The 21,950-nt window shown below is 68.6% G+C and carries 19 protein-coding genes; 7 read left to right on the forward strand and 12 right to left on the reverse strand.

The window, feature by feature from the left end:
• Positions 1 to 238 precede the first annotated feature (238 nt).
• From EEB19_RS23725 to EEB19_RS23775, 11 genes are all read right to left on the reverse strand, one after another.
• A complete protein-coding gene (locus EEB19_RS23725; RefSeq protein ID WP_187589788.1) occupies positions 239 to 2,560 on the reverse strand; it encodes a cation-translocating P-type ATPase in 2,322 nt (773 codons plus the stop codon).
• Between the two features lie 4 nt (positions 2,561 to 2,564).
• Positions 2,565 to 2,708 (reverse strand): hypothetical protein, encoded by a 144-nt coding sequence (locus EEB19_RS23730; protein WP_187589789.1) that lies wholly within the window; start codon positions 2,706 to 2,708, stop codon positions 2,565 to 2,567.
• Entirely contained in the window at positions 2,705 to 2,908 is a 204-nt protein-coding gene (locus EEB19_RS23735; RefSeq protein WP_187589790.1) for a heavy-metal-associated domain-containing protein, read from the reverse strand. The genes EEB19_RS23730 and EEB19_RS23735 overlap by 4 nt, the downstream gene beginning before the upstream one ends.
• Positions 2,909 to 2,981: 73 nt before the next feature.
• The gene (locus EEB19_RS23740; RefSeq protein ID WP_187589791.1) at positions 2,982 to 3,275 is read right to left on the reverse strand and encodes a metal-sensitive transcriptional regulator; all 294 of its coding nucleotides are present in this window, start codon (positions 3,273 to 3,275) and stop codon (positions 2,982 to 2,984) included.
• Between the two features lie 274 nt (positions 3,276 to 3,549).
• Positions 3,550 to 4,554, reverse strand: a complete 1,005-nt coding sequence (locus EEB19_RS23745) for a hypothetical protein (protein ID WP_187589792.1) — start codon at positions 4,552 to 4,554, stop codon at positions 3,550 to 3,552.
• 219 nt (positions 4,555 to 4,773) lie between these two features.
• Complete coding sequence (locus EEB19_RS23750) at positions 4,774 to 5,685, reverse strand: alpha/beta fold hydrolase (RefSeq protein WP_187589793.1); 912 nt, start codon at positions 5,683 to 5,685, stop codon at positions 4,774 to 4,776.
• A 50-nt stretch (positions 5,686 to 5,735) separates the two neighbouring features.
• The gene (locus EEB19_RS23755; RefSeq protein ID WP_187589794.1) at positions 5,736 to 6,626 is read right to left on the reverse strand and encodes an alpha/beta fold hydrolase; all 891 of its coding nucleotides are present in this window, start codon (positions 6,624 to 6,626) and stop codon (positions 5,736 to 5,738) included.
• 60 nt (positions 6,627 to 6,686) lie between these two features.
• Positions 6,687 to 8,342: an L-aspartate oxidase gene (gene nadB / locus EEB19_RS23760; protein ID WP_187589795.1), complete on the reverse strand. Its 1,656-nt coding sequence runs from the start codon at positions 8,340 to 8,342 to the stop codon at positions 6,687 to 6,689.
• Positions 8,343 to 8,436: 94 nt separating this feature from the next.
• The gene (locus tag EEB19_RS23765) at positions 8,437 to 10,533 is read right to left on the reverse strand and encodes a heavy metal translocating P-type ATPase (RefSeq protein ID WP_187589796.1); all 2,097 of its coding nucleotides are present in this window, start codon (positions 10,531 to 10,533) and stop codon (positions 8,437 to 8,439) included.
• Between the two features lie 92 nt (positions 10,534 to 10,625).
• The gene (locus EEB19_RS23770; protein ID WP_187589797.1) at positions 10,626 to 11,435 is read right to left on the reverse strand and encodes an alpha/beta fold hydrolase; all 810 of its coding nucleotides are present in this window, start codon (positions 11,433 to 11,435) and stop codon (positions 10,626 to 10,628) included.
• Between the two features lie 9 nt (positions 11,436 to 11,444).
• Complete coding sequence (locus EEB19_RS23775) at positions 11,445 to 12,488, reverse strand: NAD(P)-dependent alcohol dehydrogenase (RefSeq protein ID WP_187589798.1); 1,044 nt, start codon at positions 12,486 to 12,488, stop codon at positions 11,445 to 11,447.
• 488 nt (positions 12,489 to 12,976) lie between these two features.
• Here EEB19_RS23775 and EEB19_RS23780 point away from each other — a divergent pair, with 488 nt between their 5' ends.
• The 7 genes from EEB19_RS23780 to EEB19_RS23810 all read left to right on the forward strand — a co-directional run bounded on the left by EEB19_RS23780 (position 12,977) and on the right by EEB19_RS23810 (position 20,177).
• On the forward strand, positions 12,977 to 13,933 hold the full coding sequence (locus EEB19_RS23780; RefSeq protein ID WP_262365883.1) for an MFS transporter: 957 nt from the start codon (positions 12,977 to 12,979) through the stop codon (positions 13,931 to 13,933).
• A gap of 48 nt (positions 13,934 to 13,981) precedes the next feature.
• Complete coding sequence (locus tag EEB19_RS23785) at positions 13,982 to 14,344, forward strand: metalloregulator ArsR/SmtB family transcription factor (RefSeq protein ID WP_187589799.1); 363 nt, start codon at positions 13,982 to 13,984, stop codon at positions 14,342 to 14,344.
• Positions 14,345 to 14,524: 180 nt separating this feature from the next.
• Positions 14,525 to 15,466 carry a metal ABC transporter substrate-binding protein gene (locus tag EEB19_RS23790; RefSeq protein WP_187589800.1) on the forward strand — a complete coding sequence of 314 codons (942 nt, stop codon included), beginning with the start codon at positions 14,525 to 14,527 and terminating at the stop codon, positions 15,464 to 15,466.
• A complete protein-coding gene (locus EEB19_RS23795) occupies positions 15,459 to 16,289 on the forward strand; it encodes a metal ABC transporter ATP-binding protein (protein WP_187589801.1) in 831 nt (276 codons plus the stop codon). Before EEB19_RS23790 ends, EEB19_RS23795 begins: the two co-directional genes overlap by 8 nt.
• Positions 16,290 to 16,324: 35 nt before the next feature.
• A complete protein-coding gene (locus EEB19_RS23800) occupies positions 16,325 to 17,146 on the forward strand; it encodes a metal ABC transporter permease (protein WP_187589832.1) in 822 nt (273 codons plus the stop codon).
• A gap of 57 nt (positions 17,147 to 17,203) precedes the next feature.
• Positions 17,204 to 18,601, forward strand: a complete 1,398-nt coding sequence (locus EEB19_RS23805; protein WP_187589802.1) for an AarF/ABC1/UbiB kinase family protein — start codon at positions 17,204 to 17,206, stop codon at positions 18,599 to 18,601.
• Between the two features lie 100 nt (positions 18,602 to 18,701).
• Positions 18,702 to 20,177 (forward strand): DUF3068 domain-containing protein, encoded by a 1,476-nt coding sequence (locus EEB19_RS23810; RefSeq protein WP_187589803.1) that lies wholly within the window; start codon positions 18,702 to 18,704, stop codon positions 20,175 to 20,177.
• A 484-nt stretch (positions 20,178 to 20,661) separates the two neighbouring features.
• On the opposite strand, the gene EEB19_RS23815 is transcribed toward EEB19_RS23810, so the two are convergent.
• A complete protein-coding gene (locus EEB19_RS23815; protein WP_187589804.1) occupies positions 20,662 to 21,618 on the reverse strand; it encodes an alpha/beta hydrolase family protein in 957 nt (318 codons plus the stop codon).
• Positions 21,619 to 21,950 lie beyond the last annotated feature (332 nt).

Below are 21,950 nucleotides of genomic sequence, written 5' to 3' on the forward strand. Positions count from 1 at the left end.
TCCGCGTGCTCGTAGCAACAATCCACGATTCCCGTGGTAGGCCCCGCACCCCACACTGAGGAACTGGCTCACTGACACAAGGGAAGCGTCCGGGGACGGCCACGATCCACCCATCAATGATCCCCCCACCGACCCCAGGTGGCCAGCATCCACTCTTCGCTCCCCACCACGGCCGCCACCGGCGGCCTCAGACACTGAGGAGCGAGCTCGCGAGCGTCACGAAGGGACGCAACCGCCCCTACCCTCGCCGATGCGGCCGGAACCGCCGCAACCGCAGGCTGTTGGCGACGACGAACACCGACGACAACGCCATCGCGGCACCGGCGAGCATCGGATTCAGCAGACCGGCCGCGGCCACCGGAATCGCGGCCACGTTGTAGGCGAATGCCCAGAACAGGTTGCCCTTGATGGTTCCGAGGGTGCGCCGGGCCAACCGGATGGCGTCGACGACGGCCCACAGGTCGCCGCTCACGACGGTGAGATCGCTCGCCTCGATCGCGACGTCGGTACCCGTCCCCATCGCGAGCCCGAGGTCGGCGCGGGCCAGCGCACCTGCGTCGTTCACGCCGTCGCCGGCCATGGCCACCGAATGTCCTTGCCGCTGGAGCTCGGCGATCGCGTCGACCTTCCCCGCCGGGGAGACCTCCGAGATGACGGTGTCGATGCCGACCTCACGCGCGACGTGTTCCGCCGCCCCTGCGTTGTCGCCGGTCAGCAACACCGGCGTCAGGCCCATCCGTCGCAGCTGTCCGATCGCCGCGCGTGACGTCGGCTTCACGCGGTCGCCGACCGCGATGACACCGACCGGATCGCCGTCGAACGAGACCACCACTGCGGTCGCGCCGTTCGCCTGAGCAGCGCTCACCGCCTCGGAAAGCTGTTCCGGCAGTGGATGGTCGACCCGCGACGGATTGGTCACCTCGACACGGACGTCGCCGACGGCGCCGACGACACCGGTCGCGTCGACGGTCCGGAACTCGCGCATCGCAAGTCCGATCGGCCCGTATCTCGCACGGGCGCCCTGGACGATCGCCGCCCCGATCGGATGCTCGGAGGCCTCCTCCACCGCCGCCGCGTACGTGAGAACCGTTTGCTCATCGGGACTCTCGCCGACGACGGTGACCGCATCGAGGGTCATCTCGCCGGTCGTCACGGTTCCGGTCTTGTCGAGGACGATGGTGTCGACCCGACGCGTCGACTCCAAGACCTCGGGTCCCTTCAGCAGGATGCCGAGCTGGGCTCCGCGACCGGTACCGACCATCAGCGCTGTCGGCGTCGCCAGGCCGAGGGCGCACGGACACGCGATGATCAGCACCGCGACCGCGGCGGTGAAGGCGAAAGTGATACCACCGGTCCCGTCTTCGGCGGCAGTGCCAACACTCGCGGCACCGATCAGATCCGGCCCGCTCGCGATGCTCCCGGCGCCGAGCCAGAACCCCAGCGTCGCAACAGCAATGGCGATGACGCCGGGCACGAAGAACGCCGAGATACGATCGGCCAGGCGTTGCGCCTGCGCCTTGCCCGCCTGTGCGTCGGCGACCATCGTAGCCATCTGCGCGAGCGCGGTGTCGGCGCCGACCCGGCCGGCGCGGACGACGAGCCGGCCGCTGGTGTTGACCGTCGCACCGATGACCTCGTCGCCCTCGGTGACCTCCACCGGCACCGATTCTCCGGTGATCATCGACGCGTCGACCGCCGATGCGCCGCGCACGACAACACCGTCCGTGGCGATTTTCTCACCGGGCCGGACAACGAACTCGTCACCGACGGCGAGCTCCCCCACCGGGATTCGTCGCTCTGCCCCGTCGACGAGCACGGCGACGTCCTTGGCGCCCATCTCGAGCAGCGCGCGGAGCGCGTCCCCCGCGCGTCGCTTGGAGCGCTTCTCGAAGTATCGGCCCGCCAGCAGGAACGTGGTCACCCCCGCGGCCGCCTCCAGATAGATCATCGAGGCGCCCTCGCCTCGCGACGCGATGAGATCGAAGCCGTGCCGCATGCCGGGTTCGCCTGCGGTGCCGAAGAACAGCGCATACAGCGACCAGCCGAAGGCGGCCAGGGTGCCGACCGACACCAGGGTGTCCATCGTCGTCGAACCGTGACGCAGGTTGACCCACGCAGCGCGATGGAACGGATAGGCGCCCCACACGACCACGGGAGCGGCCAGCGTAAGCGACATCCACTGCCAGTAGGTGAACTGCAGCGCAGGCACCATCGCCAGCAGCACCACCGGCACGGTGAGGACGGCCGACACGACGAGACGCTGCCGCAGGGCGTCGAGTTCACGATCCGCTCGGTCGCCGACGGCAGGCCCGCCCGCGGCGTCGTCGGACGGCTCTGTTGCCCCCGGCACCTGCGTGGCGCCGTAGCCGGCATCACGCACGACGGCGATGAGGTCGTCGGCGCCGAGGCCGGCAGGGAACTCGACGTGGGCCTGCTCGGTCGCGTAGTTGACCGACGCACTCACCCCGTCGAGCTTGTTGAGTTTGCGTTCGATCCGATTGGCGCACGACGCGCAGGTCATGCCGTCGATGTCGAAGTCGACCCGTTCGACGCTGGTCATCGATTCACTCCGTGTGCTGCTGATGGACCGACGGTTGCTGCGGAGGCTCACCGATCCCGGGGTCCACCGCACGCCCGATTCCGAAGGCGAGACCGAACACCGCCACCATCGCGATCAGGAAGCCGCCGATTCGATAGGCGGGGTTCATGCCAGTGCGTAACCGGCCTCGGCGACGGCCGCCTCGACCTCGGTGCGGGCGAGTTCACGGTCGCTGGTGATCTCCACGGCGCCGCTGTCGAGGGCGACGTCAACCTGCACGACACCACTGATGTCGGCGACCTCCTCGCGAACCGACGCGACACAATGTCCGCAGGTCATACCGGTGACGGTGTAGGTTGCGGTGGTCATGGCTTCCTCCCTGAAGTCGATGGTCTGGTTATCCGAAAATGCTTGTTGGCCAATACTTTCGGCGTGATGCCGGTCAGGACTTCACGAGCCGGGCGATCGCCTGCATCGCCTCGTCGACCTTCTCCCGCCCGGCCGAGTCACTCTCTTGAGCGGCATGGACGACGCAGTGGTTCATGTGCTCCTCGAGCAGCCCGAGGCCGACGGCCTGCAGCGCCTTGGTCATCGCGGATACCTGCGTGAGGATGTCGATGCAGTAGGCCTCGTCGTCGACCATCCGCTGCAGACCGCGGGCCTGGCCCTCGATCCGCCGGAGCCGGCGCAGATAGTCGTCCTTGCGGCCGATGTAGCCGTGTTGCGCATGCTCCATGTCGCAGATCCTCCGTGTAGCCCGTGGCGTCCTGGTCAATACCCCCACCAGGTATACCAGGTTCGCGCACATACCGGTACCCCCATGGGGTATACGTCGCGCAACGGATTGCGGCCGCAGATCCGACGACACAGCCAGGAAGATACCCCGAATCCACAACACCACCCGTCTTGTTTTCAGGGTGGTGTTGTGGATTCGGGGTGGATCGGTTCGGCGGTGGATCGGTTCAGCAGGCGACCGGGCCCGACTGCAGATCGTGGCGAAAATTCCCCGACTACCGCATCGCGGCGGCGAGCCGTTCGAGCGCGGCGGCGACGTCACGCAGCGCCGCGGCGATCTCCGCGTCCGATCGTCCGGCCGACGAGGCGGCATTTGCAGTCGGACCTGCGGTCGACGATCCGGGAGGTGCGGCGGGTGGTGGGGTAATCGGTTGCGAGCGGGCCGGCTGCGGGCTCGGCGGTGTCGCCGGGGCTTCGGACTGCGACTCCTGGTCGTCGGCGTCCGGCAATCGATGACGGCTGCCGGCGCGCGCAGCAGTGGTAGGCGGCTCGGCGCCCGTCGACCGACGGCCCGGACGGTAGCCGTCGTGATGACCGCCGGAGGCATGCGCACCGGCCGCGACCGGCGGGCGTCCCATGGACGCCTGCGGCATGACCTGCGACGACTCCTGGGTGGCGGTCGCAGAGGCCGGTTCTGCACGACGTCTGGCCGCGGGCGGTGCCGACGACGGCGTCATCGGGGTCGGCGACTCCGGAGGTGGCGGCGCAGGGCGATTCATCGGGGGCGGAGGCTGGTGCGGCGGCAGTGGCGGTTGCATCGGACCCGACTGGTGACCGGGCCCCTGTTGGGGCGGCATCGGCGGCGGCCCCGGCGGGATCAGGCCGGACTGTGGTGCCTGCCCCGGTTGCTGGACCGGACCCTGCCCCGGCATGGCGCCGCTCTGCGGACCTCGCGCGGGAGCGGGGGCATGACCGTTCGACGGCGCGAAGAAGTGCGTGCCGCCGTGACCCTCGAAGTAGAGGCAGGCCGCGCCGTGCTGCGAGCGAAAGGAACACGGGTTGCGTTCGATCAGCGACTGGGCGTGGTCGTCGAAGTCGTTCCACTCGAGCCACAGACGTCGGTCAGTACGCGGACGCACACTCGCGTCCGATGCGTGATTACCGCGGTGGCCGGCGGCGAGCCGGCAGTGCAGCAACCACTCCGATTGTCCCGTCAAACCCAGCGCCCCGCGTTCCGCGGGCGTGCAGACGACCGTCGACCAGCAGCCTTCGCCGTTCATCCGGCCTCTCCTTCGCGCTCACCGCGCACACGCAATCGGTCAAACGGTCTGCTCCCTGCGCTCGCGTTCGTGGCACGGGACATGGGGACGTCCTGGCACGCCGTCAACACGCGACACCGATTCTCTCCCCCGGCGGTCAGTGTACGAATAATCGGACCCTCCCCGCCATAGACGCGGCGCAAATATGTGCCGCCGATGCGCCGGCGGTCCGGCCGCGGGCTATCTGCGCGCACGGATGAAGTCGAGGACGACACCGGTGAACGCGTCGTTGTCGTCGGCGGCCGCGGTGTGTGCGGCATCCGAGAGTTCGACGACCTCGGCCTTCGGGACGACCGCGCGGAAGCCCTCGACGGCGTCGGCCGGGACGACGTCGGACAGCTTGCCGCGGATGAGCAGGATCGGCACCGACAGCGAGGCCAGTTGCTCCTCGAGATGTTCGGCTCGCACGAACCGGTCGTCGCCCGGTTTCGAGCGCACGAACGCCGGGTCCCAGTGCCAGTACCAGCGGCCGTCGTCTCCCTGACGCAGATTGCGTTTGAGCCCTTCCGGATTGAAGATCTTGTCGCGGTGCGGGAGATAGGAGGAGATCGCGTCGGCGGCGTCGTGCAGCGTGTCGAATCCGTCGACGTTGCCGGTCATGAAGTCGCGGATGCGGGCGCTGCCCTGCTGATCGAACCGCGGTACGACGTCGACGAGGACGAGTGCTTCGACGATGTCCGGCCCGAGCGTCGCGGCGGCCCCGATGCTGCTGAGCCCGCCCATGCTGGCTCCGACGAGCGTGACGGGCCGGCCGATCTGCCGGACGACCTCGACGACATCTGCGGTGAACAGGTCGAGGCTGTAGTGACCGTCGGGCGACCAGTCGCTGCGGCCGTGTCCCCGTGTGTCGAGCGAGAAGACCCGGGCACCCGCGTCGGCGAGGAGATGGCCCGTCTTCTTCCAGGAATGCCGGGTCTGACCGCCGCCGTGCAGCAGCAGGATCGTCGGTCCGGTCGGCCCGTCGGTGTCGGTGGCACTGCTGCCGACGCTGCCGGTGTCGTCAGAGGGCGGACGCCATTCGTCGGCGCGCGATGTGATGCCGCCGACGCCGGTGAAGTCGATCTCGTCGGGCGGCGTCGTCGAGGTCGGCATGGATCCGATTGTGCGCCCGTGCCCGCACCGGACTGTCCCCGGGTGTGCGATCAGGTGTCGGCGAGGAATCCGCGGATCGCGGAGTGCACTGCGGCGGGGTCGTCGAGGTGCGCGAAGTGTCCGGCATCGGCCACGCGCACGACGCCACTGCCCGCGGGGAGCAGCTCCTCGAGCCCGTCGGTGAAGGCGACCTGCATGCACCCGTCGGCGATCCCGTGCACATACAGCAGTGGCACGCGCGGTGGGTTCAGCCACGAGGTGGCGTCGTGGGCGTAACGATCGGCGACGCGCGGTCGCAGCATGGCCCGGTAGTAGCCGACGACGGCGGCCCGGTGGGCGGTGGTCGGCACCGCGGCGAGAGCGTTGTCGATGTCGACGGCGTCCGGCCGCGGCCCCCATCGTCGCCACAACAGTGGGATCAGCCACCCGAGACTGCGCTCGGCGAGCACCGGCACCTGGTTGAAGGCCATGTACCAGCTCATGACCATCTGCCGCGGCAGCAGCCGCAACTGTGTGCGCACCGACGTCCCGCCCTGCCGCAACGCGGCGATCGGCGGGACGGCCATCGCGACCACCCGCCGGAACGGGTTGTCGACGCGGGACGCGATGCCATGGACGGTGAGGGCTCCCCAGTCGTGGCCGATGAGAACGGCGTCGTCGCCGCCGCCGAGCGCGCGGTGCACCGCGAGTGCGTCGTCCACCAGTGCTGCGACGTGATAATCGCCGTCGGCAGGAAGCGCTGACGGGGCGTAGCCCCGCGTGAACGGTGCGACGACCCGATAACCGGCCTCCGCCAGCACCGGCCCGAGATGGCGCCACGTCCACGCCGAATCGGGGAAACCGTGGAGACACAGGGCGAGCGGTGCGGACTCCTCACCCCAGGTCAGCGCATGCAGCCGGATGTGGCCGAGGTCGACGTCGATACGGCCGGGCGCGGTCATGATCGCCGACGTTACCGCGTGCGGGTACTCGCGGTCAGCACCCGATATCAACACCCGATGTCAGAGTGCGACGGCGTCGATCGCCACGATCGACTCGGCTCCCTCGCAGTCGGAGATCTCGCCGTCGATCAACCCGAAGCACCTGCTGCGCGCGACCGGATCGGTCGTGGGGTGATCGGTCCGCGAGTGGCACCCGCGAGACTCGGTTCGTGCCGCTGCCGCCGCCACCACGACCCGTGCGGTGAGGGTCAGTGCGGCGTCCTCGACATCGCAATCGGTGACGTGCTGCCGAATCGGGGCGTGCTCGAGAAGCGCGGCCAGGCGACCCAGCCCCTCGGCGTCGCGTCGCAATGCCACCGATCGGGACATGTTGTCCTGCAACAGATATCGATCCACAGCGGGCTCTCCGCGAACATCCGACGGTGTGGCGTCGACGACCGGTCGGCCGACGCGGGCCACCGCGACCGCAGCAGCCCGCCGACCCATGACGAGTCCTTCGAGGAGACTGTTGGACGCCAGCCGGTTGCCGCCATGCAGGCCGGTCCGCGCGACCTCGCCCGCCGCGAGCAGACCGGGGATCGCCGTCCGGCCGTCGACGTCGGTGAGGACGCCGCCGCAGAGGTAGTGCGCACCGGGGACGACCGGGATGAGGCCGGCATCGGGGTCGAGCCCGGCGGCGGCGACACCGGCGGTGACCGTCGGAAAACGGGTCGCGAAGTCGGGGATGCTGCGCACGTCGAGGAACACGCATGGATCGCCCGTCTCGGTCAGTCGGGTCTCGACGGCGTTGGCGACCACATCACGCGGTGCCAGGTCGCCCAGGGGATGAACGCCGTCGGTCACCGGGCGACCGGCGGCATCGACGAGCCGACCGCCCTCGCCGCGCACCGCCTCGCTGATCAGCGTGCGACGTCCGCGCGCGCCGTCGACATACAGCATGGTCGGGTGGAACTGGATGAACTCCATGTCGGCGACGACCGCACCGGCACGAAGGGCGAGCGCGATGCCGTCGGCGGTCGCGCCGGCCGGGTTGGTGGTGTCCGCGTACAGGTGCCCGCTCCCACCGGTGGCCAGCAGGACGCTGGGAGCACGCACGACGTGGCGGCGTCCGGCCGACCGGAACACGACGCCCGCGGTCTGCCCGTCGGCGCGCAGGATCTCGGTCGCCACGGCGTCGTCGTGGCATGTGATCGCCAGATGTCGCGACGCATCATGCAGCCGAGCGCCGAGGGCGCGCTGCACCTGGGCGCCGGTGGCGTCACCGCCGGCGTGGATGATGCGGCGGACCGAGTGACCGCCCTCGCGGGTCCGCGCCGGCAAGCCGACGGCGTCGCGATCGAACTCGGCACCCCGCGCTATCAGTTCACTCACGGCCGACCACCCGTCGCCGAGGATCGGGCGGGTCGTCAGCGGATCGGTGAGGCCGGCGCCGGCGGCGACGGTGTCCGCGACGTGCAGGTCGACGGAGTCGCCGGGGACATCGGGCATGACGACGGCGATGCCGCCCTGCGCGTAGTAGGTCGCCGTCGGCTGCTCCGCATCCGACCGAAGGGCCGAGTCCGGCCAGACGCGACCCTTGGTGAGGACGATGACGCGCAACCCGGCCTCGGCGGCGGTGAGCGCGGCGGTGAGGCCGGCGACCCCCGCGCCGACCACGACCAGGTCGGCGCGCGACTCACCGCCGACGGTGTTCCGATCTGCTCGCGTATCGGTCATGTCACACCTCTCCGGGACGGGTTTCGTTGACCTGGTCAACGACGACACCGGCGTTTTCGATTCCCAGTCGAAAACTCTACCCGTCAGAGGGTCGTCAATGCACGGACAGATCCGCCCGGCGAAGGAGTTGGGCGTTCAGCGCGACGATCACCGTCGACGCCGACATGAGGATCGCACCGATCGCCATCGGCAAGACGAATCCGATCGGCGCCAGCACACCGGCGGCCAGCGGCACGGAGATCAGGTTGTAGCCGGCGGCCCACCACAGGTTCTGGGTCATCTTCCGGTAGGCCTGCGCCGACAGGTCCATCGCCGACACCACCGTCCGCGGATCGTCGCCCGCGAGCACCACGCCCGCCGAGCCGATCGCGACATCGGTTCCCGCGCCGATTGCCACACCGACGTCCGCGCGGGCCAGCGCGGGTGCGTCGTTGACACCGTCCCCGACCATCACGACGGTATTGCCCTCACTCTGAAGGTCGGCGACGATCGATTCCTTGTCCTCGGGACGCACTCCGGCGTAGACCCGTTCGATGCCGAGTTCGGCGGCCACCCGTTCGGCCACGTCGCGTGCGTCGCCGGTGGCCATCACGGCCTCGACCCCACGCCGGCCCAGCGCCCGCACGGCCTCCGCCGACTCCGGACGCACCTCGTCGGCGAGCGCCAGCGCACCGACGACCCGGCCGTCGACGACGACGTGCAGGACCGTGTTGCCGTTGCCGACGAGGCGGTCGGCGGCACCGATGGCGTCCAGTCGCCGATCCTCGAGCAACCGCGGTCCGCCGACGGCGACCTCGAGCCCGTTCACCACGGCCCGCACCCCGACTGCCGCGCTCGACGAGAAGTCCTGGGCAACAGGGATGTTGAGGCCACGCTCACGGGCCGCGCGCACCACGGCGGCGCCGAGCGGATGCTCGCTGTCGGACTCCGCGGCAGCCGCCAGGGCCAGCACCTCGCCGCCGGACATAGCACCGGTTTCGGAATCCGCCACCACGTCGACCACGGCGGGCTCACCCCTGGTGAGTGTCCCGGTCTTGTCGAACAGGACGACGTCGGCAAGGCGCAGTGTCTCCAGCGCGATCCGGTCGGTCACCAGGACACCCATCTTCGCCGCGCGTTCGGTCGCGATTGCGACGACCAACGGGATCGCGAGGCCGAGCGCGTGCGGGCAGGCGATGACGAGTACGGTGATCGTCCGGATCACCGCGTTGTCGGGCTGCCCTACCGCCGTCCACACGACCGCGGTGAGCACGGCGGCGCCGAGGGCGAACCAGAACAGCCAGCCTGCCGCGCGATCGGCCAGGCGTTGTGCACGGCTCGACGAGTTCTGCGCCTCGGCGACGAGGCGCTGAATGCCGGCGAGGGTGGTGTCGTCGCCGACGGCGGTGACCCGTACCCGGATGGCGGTGTCGGCGCTGACCGTGCCGGCGACGACCTTGTCGCCGACCGTGCGTGTCACCAACGCCGATTCGCCGGTGATCATCGACTCGTCGACATCTGCTGTGCCGGAGACGATCTCGCCGTCGGCGGGGACACGGCCACCCGGTCGCACGATCACGGTGTCCCCCGCCCGCAACTCCGACGGCGGGACCGTCGTCACCTCGTCGCCGACGACGCGTTCGGCCTCGTCGGGCAGTAGTGCGGCCAGTGATTGCAGCGCCGAGGTCGTCTGGGCGATCGAACGCATCTCGATCCAGTGGCCGAGCAGCATGATGACGATCAGCAGTGCGAGTTCCCACCAGAAGTCCAGTTCGTGGTGCAGCACCCCGAGCGACGCACCCCACGACGCGACGAACGCCACCGAGATGGCGAGCGCGATGAGCGTCATCATCCCCGGTGCGCGAGATCGCAACTCGCCCACCGCCCCAGCGAGGAAGGGGCGGCCGCCCCATACGAGCATGACCGTTCCCAGGACCGGCGAGATCCAGTCGACGATCCCCCATGACGGCAGCGAGTACCCGACCAGGTCGGCGAACATCGGACTGGCGATCACCACCGGGACCGCGAGGACCGTCATGGCCCAGAACAGTCGGCGGAACAAGGCGACGTGATCGCCGTGGCCGGCGTGACCGTCATGGGCGCCATGACCGCCGTGACCCGCATGGTCATGATGCGCGTCGGCGTCCTCGTGATGCGTTGCGGCGTGGCCGTGGCGGCTACGGGGCGATCCGGCCACAGTGTTCTTCTCCATTCCCCCGTTTTATACCCCTAGGGGGTATGCGTCAAGGGCCCGGGACCACGCAGAGTGCGAGAAATGACGCGCCGGGTGGACGCCGCGCGATCTCAACGCGTGGTCGTCGGTGCGCCGTCCAGGAACTCCACCACTTTCCTCGGCCACCGACGCAGCTCGGCGGGTGTCGCCGCCACATCGAGTTGCGCATCCGGTAAGGCGTCGGCGAGCAGCCGCCCGCTGCTCACCGGATGCGTGTCGTCGCCGGTCCAGCTGAGAATCAGCACCGGAAGGTCCAGGGCGGCAAGTTCTTCCGGCGGCGGCAGATCCGAGATCGCCGATCCGCGCAACACCCAGGGATAGATCGACGAGCGAACGGCAACCGGGCTGACGAACCGCTTGGCGTCGGCGAGCGCCGGTGATGCCGGGGCGTCCACGGACAGTCGTTCCAGCGCGGCGAGTCCGTGGCGTTCGATCAGGTCCGCGGACGCGATCCGGATGGGGATCTGGACACGACGCGTCTCCCAGATCGTCGGCGGGGTGGTCAATACGAGGCGGGTGAACCGATCCGGTTGCGCCAGGGCGGCATAGAGGATCGAGGCGGCACCCATCGACGAGCCGATCGCACCGACACGTTCGCCCGGCGCGGCGACGTCGAGCAGCGCGGTCAGGTCACGGCCCAGCTCGGGCCACGTGAACTCCTGTTCAGATCGGCCACCCGACGACCGCCCGTGCCCACGGGCGTCGTAGCGGATCAGCCGATGCGCCGACGACACCGCGCGCCAATCGAATTGGCCGGAGGACTCCTGCCGGTAGGCGCTCGAACTCATCCCGTGCGCCCACACCACCGCGGGGCCCCGACCGGTCTGGTTCCACGCGATCCGCGCCCCGCGGATCTCGGCGAACCGGAAGGCCGGGGTCATGTCACCCCATCACAGGGTGGCCGTGTCGATGACGAACCGGTAGCGCACGTCGCTCGCGACCACACGGTCGTAGGCCTCGTTGATCTTGTCCGCGCCGATGACCTCGATCTCGGAACCGATGCCGTGCTCGGCGCAGAAGTCGAGCATCTCCTGGGTCTCGGCGATACCGCCGATCATCGACCCGGCGAAGCTGCGCCGATTCGCGGTGACGGCGAACGCCGGGATCTCGATGGGATGCTCCGGAAGACCCAACTCGACCAGGGTGCCGTTGATCGCGAGCATGCCGAGGTACTTGTGGATCGGGAGATTCGCCGACACCGTGTTGATGATCAGGTCGAACTCGTTGCGCAACGTGTCGAAGGTGTCGGGATCGCTGGTGGCGTAATAGTGGTCGGCACCCAGACGCAGTCCGTCCTCCATCTTCTTGAGTGATTGCGAGAGCACGGTCACCTCGGCGCCCATCGCATGCGCGATCTTGACACCCATGTGCCCGAGACCGCCGAGTCCGACGATCGCGACCTTCTTGCCCGGCCCGGCATTCCAGTGGCGCAACGGCGAGAACAGGGTGATCCCGGCGCACAGCAGCGGTGCGGCCTCGTCGAGTCCGATGCCTTCGGGGATGCCGCAGACATAGTTCTCGTCGACGACGATGGCCGTGCTGTAGCCACCGTGGGTGGGCTGTCCATCACGGTCGACGGCGTTGTAGGTGCCAGTCATGCCCCGCTCGCAGTACTGCTCGTCGCCGGCCTTACACGGCTCGCATTCGCGACACGAGTCGACGAAGCATCCGACGCCGACGCGGTCACCGACGGAGTAGCGGGTGACGTCGGATCCGACGGACGAGACGATGCCGGCGATCTCATGACCGGGCACGACCGGGAATGCGGTCCGGCCCCATTCGCTGCGGGCAGTGTGGATGTCGGAGTGACAGATGCCCGCGTAGGCGATGTCGATGACGACGTCGTGCGGCTTCGGGTCGCGACGCTCGATGGTGGCCGCCTCGAGTGGCTGATCGGAGGCGGTGGCGATGTAGGCGTTGACGGTGGTGGGCATGAGTGCTCCCTCGGATCGACGTCAGATGCGCGGGTCGGGATCGTGGTCGCCGACGCTCGCTGCGGGTCTCCCCGCACCCACTCCAGTGTTGCGGAGATCCGTGGTCACGTGGGACGTCGGGCGAATAGATCACATTCAGGAATATTTATGTGCGCATATGCGCACTCATATCTACCATCGAGCTGTGGCCGCACTCTTCCGCATCCCGACGTTCCGTCGACTGTTCGCCGCGCAGGTCGCCTCCCTGCTGGGAACGGGCCTGATGACGGTCGCTCTCGGCCTGCTGGCCTTCGACCTCGCGGGTTCGGATGCCGGGACCGTGCTCGGTACCGCGCTCGCGATCAAGATGGTCGCGTACGTGGTGATGGCCCCGGTGATGCGCGCGGTCTGCGCACGGTGGTCGGCGCGTTCGGTGATGGTGGGCGCCGACGTCATCCGCATCGCCATGGCTGCCGCGCTGCCCGTCGTCGGCGAGGTCTGGCAGATCTATGTCCTCGTCTTCGCCCTACAGTCTGCGTCGGCGACGTTCACACCCACCTTTCCAATCCGTCATCCCGACGGTGGTGACCGACCGCGACGTCTACACCCGGGCGGTGTCGGCGTCGCGGATCGCCTACGACCTCGAGTCAGTGGTCAGTCCGATGATCGCGGCCGCGCTGCTCGGTGTGGTCGGCTACTCGTTCTTGTTCGTGGGGACCGCGGTGGGTTTCGCCGCCTCGGCCGCCCTCGTGGCGAGGTCCGGGCCGCGGATCCCGTCGCAGCGCGCGGACTCCGTCGGTGACTTCTGGTCGCGGACCACCGCAGGTTTACGGATCATGCTGTCCCGTCCGGTCTTCCGCGGCATTCTGTGGGCGAACATCGCCACCGCCGCGGCGACGTCCGTCGTGGTGGTCGGTTCGGTGGTCTATGTCCGCGCCGAACTCAGTCTGGGTGACTCGGTGCTCGCGGTTGCGCTGGGTGTCTTCGGGACCGGATCGATCGTGGCGGCGGTGGCGTTGCCGTGGTTGCTGCGCAGGGTCGCCGCGGGGCGGGTCGTCGGCGGAGGTGCGCTGGGATGTGCGGCCGCTCTCGCGGGTGTGGGACTGATGACGGCGATCGCACCGACGATCGGTGCAGTTCTCGTCCTGTGGTTCGTCTTCGGGGTAGCGACGTCGCTGGTGAACACCGCATCCACCCGAATGCTCCGCGACCACAGCGCCGCCGACGACCGTGACGCGGTGTTCACCGCACAGTTCTCGCTGTCGCACGCGGCATTCCTCGTGACCTATCCGGCAGCGGGGTGGGGGCCTACCCTCGTCGGACCGTGGGCGACCCCCGTGATCCTCGCCGTCCTGGCCGCGGCGGCCGCGATCGCCGCGCGGCGGACGTGGTCGCGGGCGGCGTCGTCGAGACCGGTTCGCGCACACCGACCGCCTACCATGACTGCAACGGCACCGACCGGCTGAGCTCGTCGAGCACGCGGGCCGCCGGTACCGCGAGGAGGTCTGTCGACGATGGACGAGATGGCGTCACCGCGCGACCCCGTCAGTCTCCACCACGCCGTCGAGCCCGATCCGGCCCTGCTCAGCGCAGCGACGTCCGTGTTCGCGATGCTCGCCGACCCCACCCGGCTGCACATCGTGTGGCTGCTCTCCGACGGCGAAGCCGACGTCACCGCGCTGACCGAGGCCACCGGCGCGTCCCGGACCGCGGTCAGCCAGCACCTCGCGAAGCTTCGCTTCACCGGGCTCGTCGACACCCGTCGCGACGGCAGGCGGATGATCTATCGCCTCCGCGACGGGCACCTGAGCCGCCTCATCGAGGAGGCGCTGAATCATGCCGATCATCGGCTGACCGGGGAGCCGGTCCACGAGTGAGGCCGGTGCGCTCGGGCCGTCGGGCAGAGCTCGGCACACCTGACCTGATGACGGTGAACGTAATGCTGAGCGTGACGATCGCCGTCATCTGTGTGCAAGCACCGAGAAACGCGGCTCATGCGAACTGAATTTTGGCACCGCTAACTTGCAAGTTCGGGTGACCGAACTTAGAGTTGGCGCATGTCAGCAGCCCGCCGACCCGCGATCGCGCTCCTCGCCGTGGCCGTGATGCTGGTTGTCGGCGCATGCACTGCCGAACCCGCGCGGGACCGCCCCAAGGTCCTCACCACTTTCACCGTGCTCGCCGATGTCGCCCGGAATGTGGCCGGTGAGAACGCCGACGTCGTCTCGCTCACGAAGTTCGGCGCCGAGATCCACGGTTACGAACCCACCCCCGGAGACCTCCACAAGGCCGTCGACGCCTCACTGGTGGTCGTCAACGGACTCCATCTCGACGACTGGTTCGAGCGCTTCCTCACCGACATCGACGTCCCCCGCATCGTCGCGTCCGACGGCGTCGAGCCGATGCACATCACCGACATCCCGGGCGCGGCCGGACAACCGGGCAGCGCAGCGCCACCGAACCCCCATGCGTGGATGTCGCCGACGGCGGTGAAGACCTACGCCGACAACATCTCTCGCGCGCTGGCGACGATCGATCCAGAGCACGCCGACGCCTACCGCGACAACGCCGCCTCCTACGGGGCGCAACTCGATGCCGAACAGCGGCGGCTGACGTCGGCGGTCGCCGCACTCCCACCGAACGAGCGCGCGTTGGTCAGCTGCGAGGGCGCCTTCAGCTACCTCGCCCGCGACACGGGGCTCACCGAGTTCTACATCTGGCCGGTGAACTCCGAGCAGGAGGCGACCCCGCAGCAGATGCGCCGCACGGTGGACTTCGTCCGGGATCGCAAGGTGCCGGCCGTGTTCTGCGAATCCACCGTCAACGACGCACCCATGCGACAGGTGCAGCGGGCCACCGGCGCACGTTTCGGCGGAACGCTCTACGTCGACTCGCTCTCCGAACCCGACGGCCCGGTTCCCACCTACCTCGACCTGCTCCGCCACGACATCACCACCGTCGTCGACGGACTCACCGGAACGGAGGCCGATCATGCCTGACGACCCCGAGCACCCCGACCGCACGGCCGGGGAAACCGCCGACGTCCCCGCACTCGACATCGCCGACCTCACCGTCCGATACGGCTCGGTCACGGCGTTGCGCGACGTGTCGCTGACACTGCAGCCCGGCCGGATCTGCGGGCTCATCGGCATGAACGGATCGGGCAAATCCACGCTCTTCAAGTCGATCATGGGCCTGGTCCGGCCGGCGTCGGGGCACGTCCGGATCGGCGGACGCAGTCCGAATCAGGCGCGAGCGCGAGGGCTGGTCTCCTACGTTCCGCAGGCCGAGGCCGTCGACTGGGAGTTCCCGATCTCCGTCCGCGAGGTCGCGATGACCGGACGCTACGGACGTCAGAACATCTTCCGCCGCGCGAGCGCACGCGATCGCGCCGCTGTCGACGACGCCCTCGAGAAGGTGGGCCTGACCGATCTCGCCGACCGTCAGATCGGGAAACTCTCCGGCGGACAACGCAAGCGGGCGTTCGTTGCCCGGGGCATCGCGCAGGGCGCCGAGATCCTGCTGCTCGACGAACCGTTCGCGGGCGTCGACAAACGTTCGGAAGCAACGATCATCGACCTCCTCGTCGACCTCGCCGCAGACGGGCGGACCATCCTCATCTCCACCCACGATCTGTCGACGTTGCCGTCCTTCGCCACCGAGGCAGTCCTGCTGATGCAACGCGTCCTCATCCACGGCACACCCGAGGAGGCGTTGCGGCCGGAGAACCTGGCGCTCGCGTTCGGCCTCGACGTCCTCGGCGCGGGACGCACCGAAGACGTTGCGCAACAGGATGTCCGGAACTCGGAGGTGGCGTCGTGATCGACTTCCTCGTCGAACCGTGGACCCTGACATTCATGCGGGATGCGTTCGTCGCCAGCGCGATCGCGGCCGCCGTGTGCGCACTGATCAGCTGCTGGATCGTGCTGATCGGATGGTCGCTGATGGGCGATGCGGTCTCGCACGCCGTCCTTCCGGGTGTGGTCCTGTCTTACATCGTCGGAGTGCCGTTCGCGATCGGCGCGGTCGTCTTCGGCTTCCTCGCGGTGACCCTCATCGGGACGATCCGCGACACCAGCCGGGTGAAGGAGGACGCGGCGATCGGCATCGTGTTCACCACGCTGTTCGCACTCGGCCTCGTCCTCGTCTCGGCCACGCCGAGCCAGACCGACCTCAACCACATCCTGTTCGGCAACGTGCTCGGCGTGTCCGGCGCCGACCTGTGGCAGCTGGTGATCCTCGGAGCGGTAGTCGCGCTCGTGCTCATCGTCCGTCGCCGCGACCTGACACTGTTCGCCTTCGACCCCGTCCACGCACACGCGATCGGGCTGTCGCGTCGGCGACTCGGCGCCCTGCTCCTCGGGCTGCTCGCGCTGACCTGTGTGGTCGCGCTGCAGGTCGTCGGAGTGATCCTCGTCGTCGCGATGCTGATCATCCCCGGAGCGGCCGCACATCTGCTGACCGACCGCTTCGGTCACATGCTTCTCATCGCGCCCGCGCTGGCGGTCGGCGCGACCGTAGTCGGCGTCTACATCAGCTACGGCGCCGACGTCTCACCCGGCGGAATGGTCGTCCTCACCCAAGGTGTGATGTTCGCGCTGATCTATTTGTTCGCACCCCGAAATGGCCTCCTGACCAGCTGGTTGACCCATCGGCGCAGCTCGCTCACACCGGCCTGACGCCGCGTCGGGCTGGGATCCGCGCACCGCAGATCGTTACACTTGCCGATGGTGACGATGCAGAACTCTGTCGACGACGGCCCCTCCGCGGCCCAGCCGACCGACCTCCGCGCACAGCTGCCCCGCGTGTCGACGATGGCCGAGATCTCCCGATTCGGCACGGCGACCGCACATGCTGCGGCGGGCGTCGGGCGATTCGTGCTCCACACCGTCGGAGATGCCGTCCACGGGAAACCACCGACCGCGCAGCGTGTCGCGCACGAGATCCGCTCCACCTTCGAACACCTCGGGCCGACGTATGTGAAGCTGGGCCAGCTCATCGCGTCGAGCCCCGGCGTCTTCAGCGAGACGCTGTCGAACGAGTTCGAGTCCCTGCTCGACCGGGTGTCCCCCGCCGATCCCGCCCTCATCCGCGCACTGTTCATCGAGGAGATCGGCCGCCCGCCGGAGGAGGTGTTCGCCGCTTTCGACGTCGTCCCGATCGCGTCGGCCTCGATCGCGCAGGTCCACACCGCGACCCTGCATTCGGGCGAGGAGGTCGTCGTCAAGATCCAGCGGCCGGGGATCACCGACCGGCTCGCACCCGACGTCGCGCTGCTCGAACGTGTCGCGGGTCTGGCCGAGATCTCGGAGTACGGACGCATGCTCAGCGCCCGGCACGTCGTCGAAGATTTCGCCGACGGTCTCGCCGCCGAACTCGACTTCCGCAACGAGGCGAACACCATGCGGGAGTGGTACGAGTGTCTGCGCCCCGGACCGTTCGGCGACCGCGTGCGCGTCCCGAAGGTCTACGACGACTTCACGACGTCGCGCGTCCTCACGATGGAGCGCATCTACGCCATCCGGATCGACGATGCGACAGCAGTCCGGGCGGCCGGTCACGACGGCGTCGCACTGTGCCGCAATCTGCTGCTGTCGCTGCTCGAGTCCGCGTTCCACGGTGGTCTGTTTCACGGCGACCTGCATGCGGGGAACGTGCTCGTCGATGCCGACGGCACGCTGGTGCTCCTCGACTTCGGCATCGTCGGCCGGTTCACCAAGCGGACCCGGCGCATTCTGCGCCAGCTCGTCGTCGACCTGCTCGTGCGTGGCGACTACGAGTCGGCCGGGCGGGCGATCTTCCTGCTCGGTGCCGTGCACAAGCCGGGCTCGACGAGCGAGGGCGCCGACGACATCCGCAAGGTCACCATGCCGTTGTCGACGACCGACCTCGGCTCGATGTCGTACACGGACCTCGGACGGCAACTCGCCGCCGTCGCGAAGGCCCACGACGCGCGCCTGCCCCGCGAACTGGTCCTCGTCGGCAAGCAACTCCTCTACGTGGAGAAGTACATGAAGCTCCTGGCTCCACGCTGGAAGGCCATGTCGGACAAGGAGATATACGCCTACATGGCCGGCATCATGAAGGAGGCCGAGCGGGATCGGCGTGCCGATCGCGACCGGCTGGGCGGATAGCGGATCGCACCATCACTGTCGTGAATGCCCGAGTGTCCTTCGGCTCTCGGTGGGGCGCAGTTAGGGTTGGGGCGTTGAGCCCGGATAACAGGAGTGGAGAATGAGACGACTTTGGCTGGCGCTGCCGGCGTTCCTCGGCGCCGCGTGCATTGCTGCCGCCATAGCCATACCGCTGTTCCTCGTGCCACAGCTCCGGGTGGTGCCACTGGACCTCGACATCACGTCGGTGGCGAACACGGTGCCCGAGGACGGCTCGACCGGGGAACGTTTCCCGGCCGAGATCTTCGACCGCTGTTCGGTGAGTCAGCGCAAGGCGCGGGTCGTCGACGCGAATCTGACGCAGCAGCGTCGTTCGGTGATCATCGAGCCGTCGGACCGCCGGCAGGCGACCGTGCAGTCGGCGCAGACGGTGCAGATCGACCGCTACCGCGATGCGCAGGGGAACGAGACCGACCCGTCGATGGCTGCGGCAGACGCGGAACGCAAGTGCGACGACGGGCTGCTCACCGCGAACATCGACCGGGTGTCGGTGAACCGCAAGACCTCGGTGCCCAACGGGACGGTGAGCTCGCTGCAGCTCGAGGCCGCGCCGGAGGGTGTGGACGCCAAGGACGTGTCGGTGGATCTCCCCGACCGCAAAGGCTTCCAGTACAAGTTCGGTTTCGATGTGAAGAAGCGGTCGTACCTCTACTACGACACGAACACCCGCCAGGACATCCCGGTGAACTTCGTCGCCGAGAAGACCATCAACGGGGTGAAGACCTACGAGTTCGTCGGTGAGGTCCCCGAGACCGACGTGTCGGGCCTGCCGAATGCCCAGGGCGAGGCCGCCCTCGGCACCATGCTGACGATGCCCGCCAGCTGGTGGGGCATCTCCGGCCGTGGGGTGCAGCCCAACGACAAGATCACTATGCACCGCTACGCGACGGCCACGCGGCACGTCTTCGTCGAGCCGGAGACCGGCACCATCGTCGACGGCCTCGAGGACCAGCATCAGTACTTCCGTTCGCCGGACCAGAGTTCGGACACGCCCGCACCGGTCCGCGACTTCCGGATGGACGTGCTCAAGGCGCGGTTCAAGTGGTCGGATCAGACCGTCAGCAACCAGACCGCGAAGGCCGACCACTATGTCGGCCTCCTGAAGCTCGGCGGGTTCTGGCTGCCGCTGATCCTCGGTATCGTCGGCGTCCTGCTGCTCGCGGTCTGGGCATTCCTGTTCTGGCGCACGCGCCGTCAGGGTGCCGACGACACACCGCCGCCCGACGACGACTCGACGTCGTGGCTCGGTGACCGGGCCGGAGATCCGACACCGCCCACCACGGCGACCGCCGCGGGTGCCGGTGCGGCAGGCGCCGCCGGTGGCGCCGCTGCGGCCGGGTCGTCGGCGTCGGTCGATCCCTGGGACCGGCCGACCGAGCAGATCCCCGTCGTCCGGGATCCTGCCCAGGCACCCGCCGACGACAGCGCCACACGGTCGTTCACACCGCCGCCCGCCGACGACAGCGCGACACGATCGTTCACACCGCCGCCCGACGATGGAGAGACGCAGACGTTCCGTCGCCCGCCGGCGGAGTAGCCGCGCGTTCGTATTCGCAGAGCCGACCGCCGTCGGCCGCACCACCATCACCGCTGGTGGGTCGATGATTGGATAATCCAGTCATCCGCCCGTCAGCGGTGATGCTCATGCCAGGCCTCAACGGGCACTCCCGACCCGCAACCGACGACGAGCCCGCTCGGCCGCTCAGCCCGGGTATCAGACCGCCCGCCGTCGCCCGCTCGGCGCTCGGGCTCGGGTATCAAACCGCCCGCCGTCGCCCGCATGACGATCACCTGAGCGCTCCGGAAAGTGGATTATCCACTCGTCGACGCGCTGTGGTGACCTTCATGCGGCGACCCCTCATGCGGAACCGCCGCACCCGCCCCTCTGCGAGGCCGATCGGCACCACATCGGTGTGGCCGTGCGGCCGTGCAGCTACCGACACGACAACGGCGGCCGGTGACCCGAAGGTCACCGGCCGCCGCCGTGAGAGTTACTCGTTCAGCCGATCAGATTCAGCCGATCAGAAGAACGCCGGCCGGAACGTGGTGGCCCACGACTGCTTGAAGTCGTTCTGCCAGTAGTCCCACCAGTGGACGCCGTCCGGGGTCACCTTGGTGGTGAGCTTGACGCCGGGGACGACCGCGACGCGCGGGATGTAGAGCTGGGTGCTGACCGATGCGGCGGTCTCCAGCGGAACCATCTGCGAGAACTTGACCGGGTCGAAGTTGCCGCTGGTCGGGTTGACCGAGCTGTCGTACTTGCTGCCCAGGCCGGTGCCCGAGGACAGGTAGACATGCTTGCCCGCCAGGTTGTTGGCGCTCAGGAACGGGTCGTTGGCGAACCACTCACCGGCCGGGAAGAAGCCCCACATGTTGGTGGCGTTGCCACCGGTCTGCGCGACCGCGACCTGGATGCCCTGGGTGAAGCCGGGGGCGGTGACGGTCGGGTAGCCGCTGTAGGAGGCGACGGCGTCGTAGAAGCCGGGATGGCGCGACGCGAGGTTCAGGGCCGAGGTGCCCGACATCGACAGACCGGCGATGCCGTTGCGACGGTTGTCGCTGTTGTGGCGGGCCTTCATGTACGCGGGAAGCTCGCGGGTCAGGAAGGTCTCCCACTTGTTGACGCCCAGCTTCGGGTCGGCGCGCTCCCAGTCGGTGTAGAAGCTGCCGGCGCCGCCGAACGGCATCGCGACGTTGGTGCCCTTGCCGACCATGAAGTCGTCGACGTCGGTGTTGATCAGCCAGCCGCTGTTGTTGTTCGGCGCACGCAGACCGTCCAGGACATACAAGGTGGGCTTCGGCCCGCCCCCGCCGCCGTCGACGATGCGCACCGGGATGCTGCGATGCATCGCCGCCGAGTAGACGTACTCGGTGGTTCCGGCTGCCTGGGCGGTGGGCGCAGCAACCAGGGTCGCACCCGAGACGGCCATGAGGGCCACGAGTCCGGCGACCAGGCGCTTACGGGCGCGAGTCAGCATTCACTTTGTCCTTATCGGTATTGACCTCGAGATGGGCCAGGTCATTCTCACTGGGGTCATTCTCACGGGATTCTATGGCTCGCAGGCCCCCGAGATACCCGTCGTCACGCAGTGTAACGGCTCTATAACACTCCGGCAAAGCCAGAGGACGAGGCCCCTGACCGGCGCGAATGCGACATCCACCCCTCCCTATGTGGCCCCACCTGCATAAACACCCCGGTGCGCGAATGGTCCCGGCCAGTCCGTTCCTGGGACGATCGTCCAGCTCAACCTGGCCGTTATCGGTTTGCTGGACCAACGGTGACAAACCGTCCGACGACGGGGATCGAAGG

It is taken from the genome of Gordonia sp. OPL2 (assembly GCF_003797825.1).
Taxonomy (GTDB): Bacteria; Actinomycetota; Actinomycetes; order Mycobacteriales; family Mycobacteriaceae; genus Gordonia.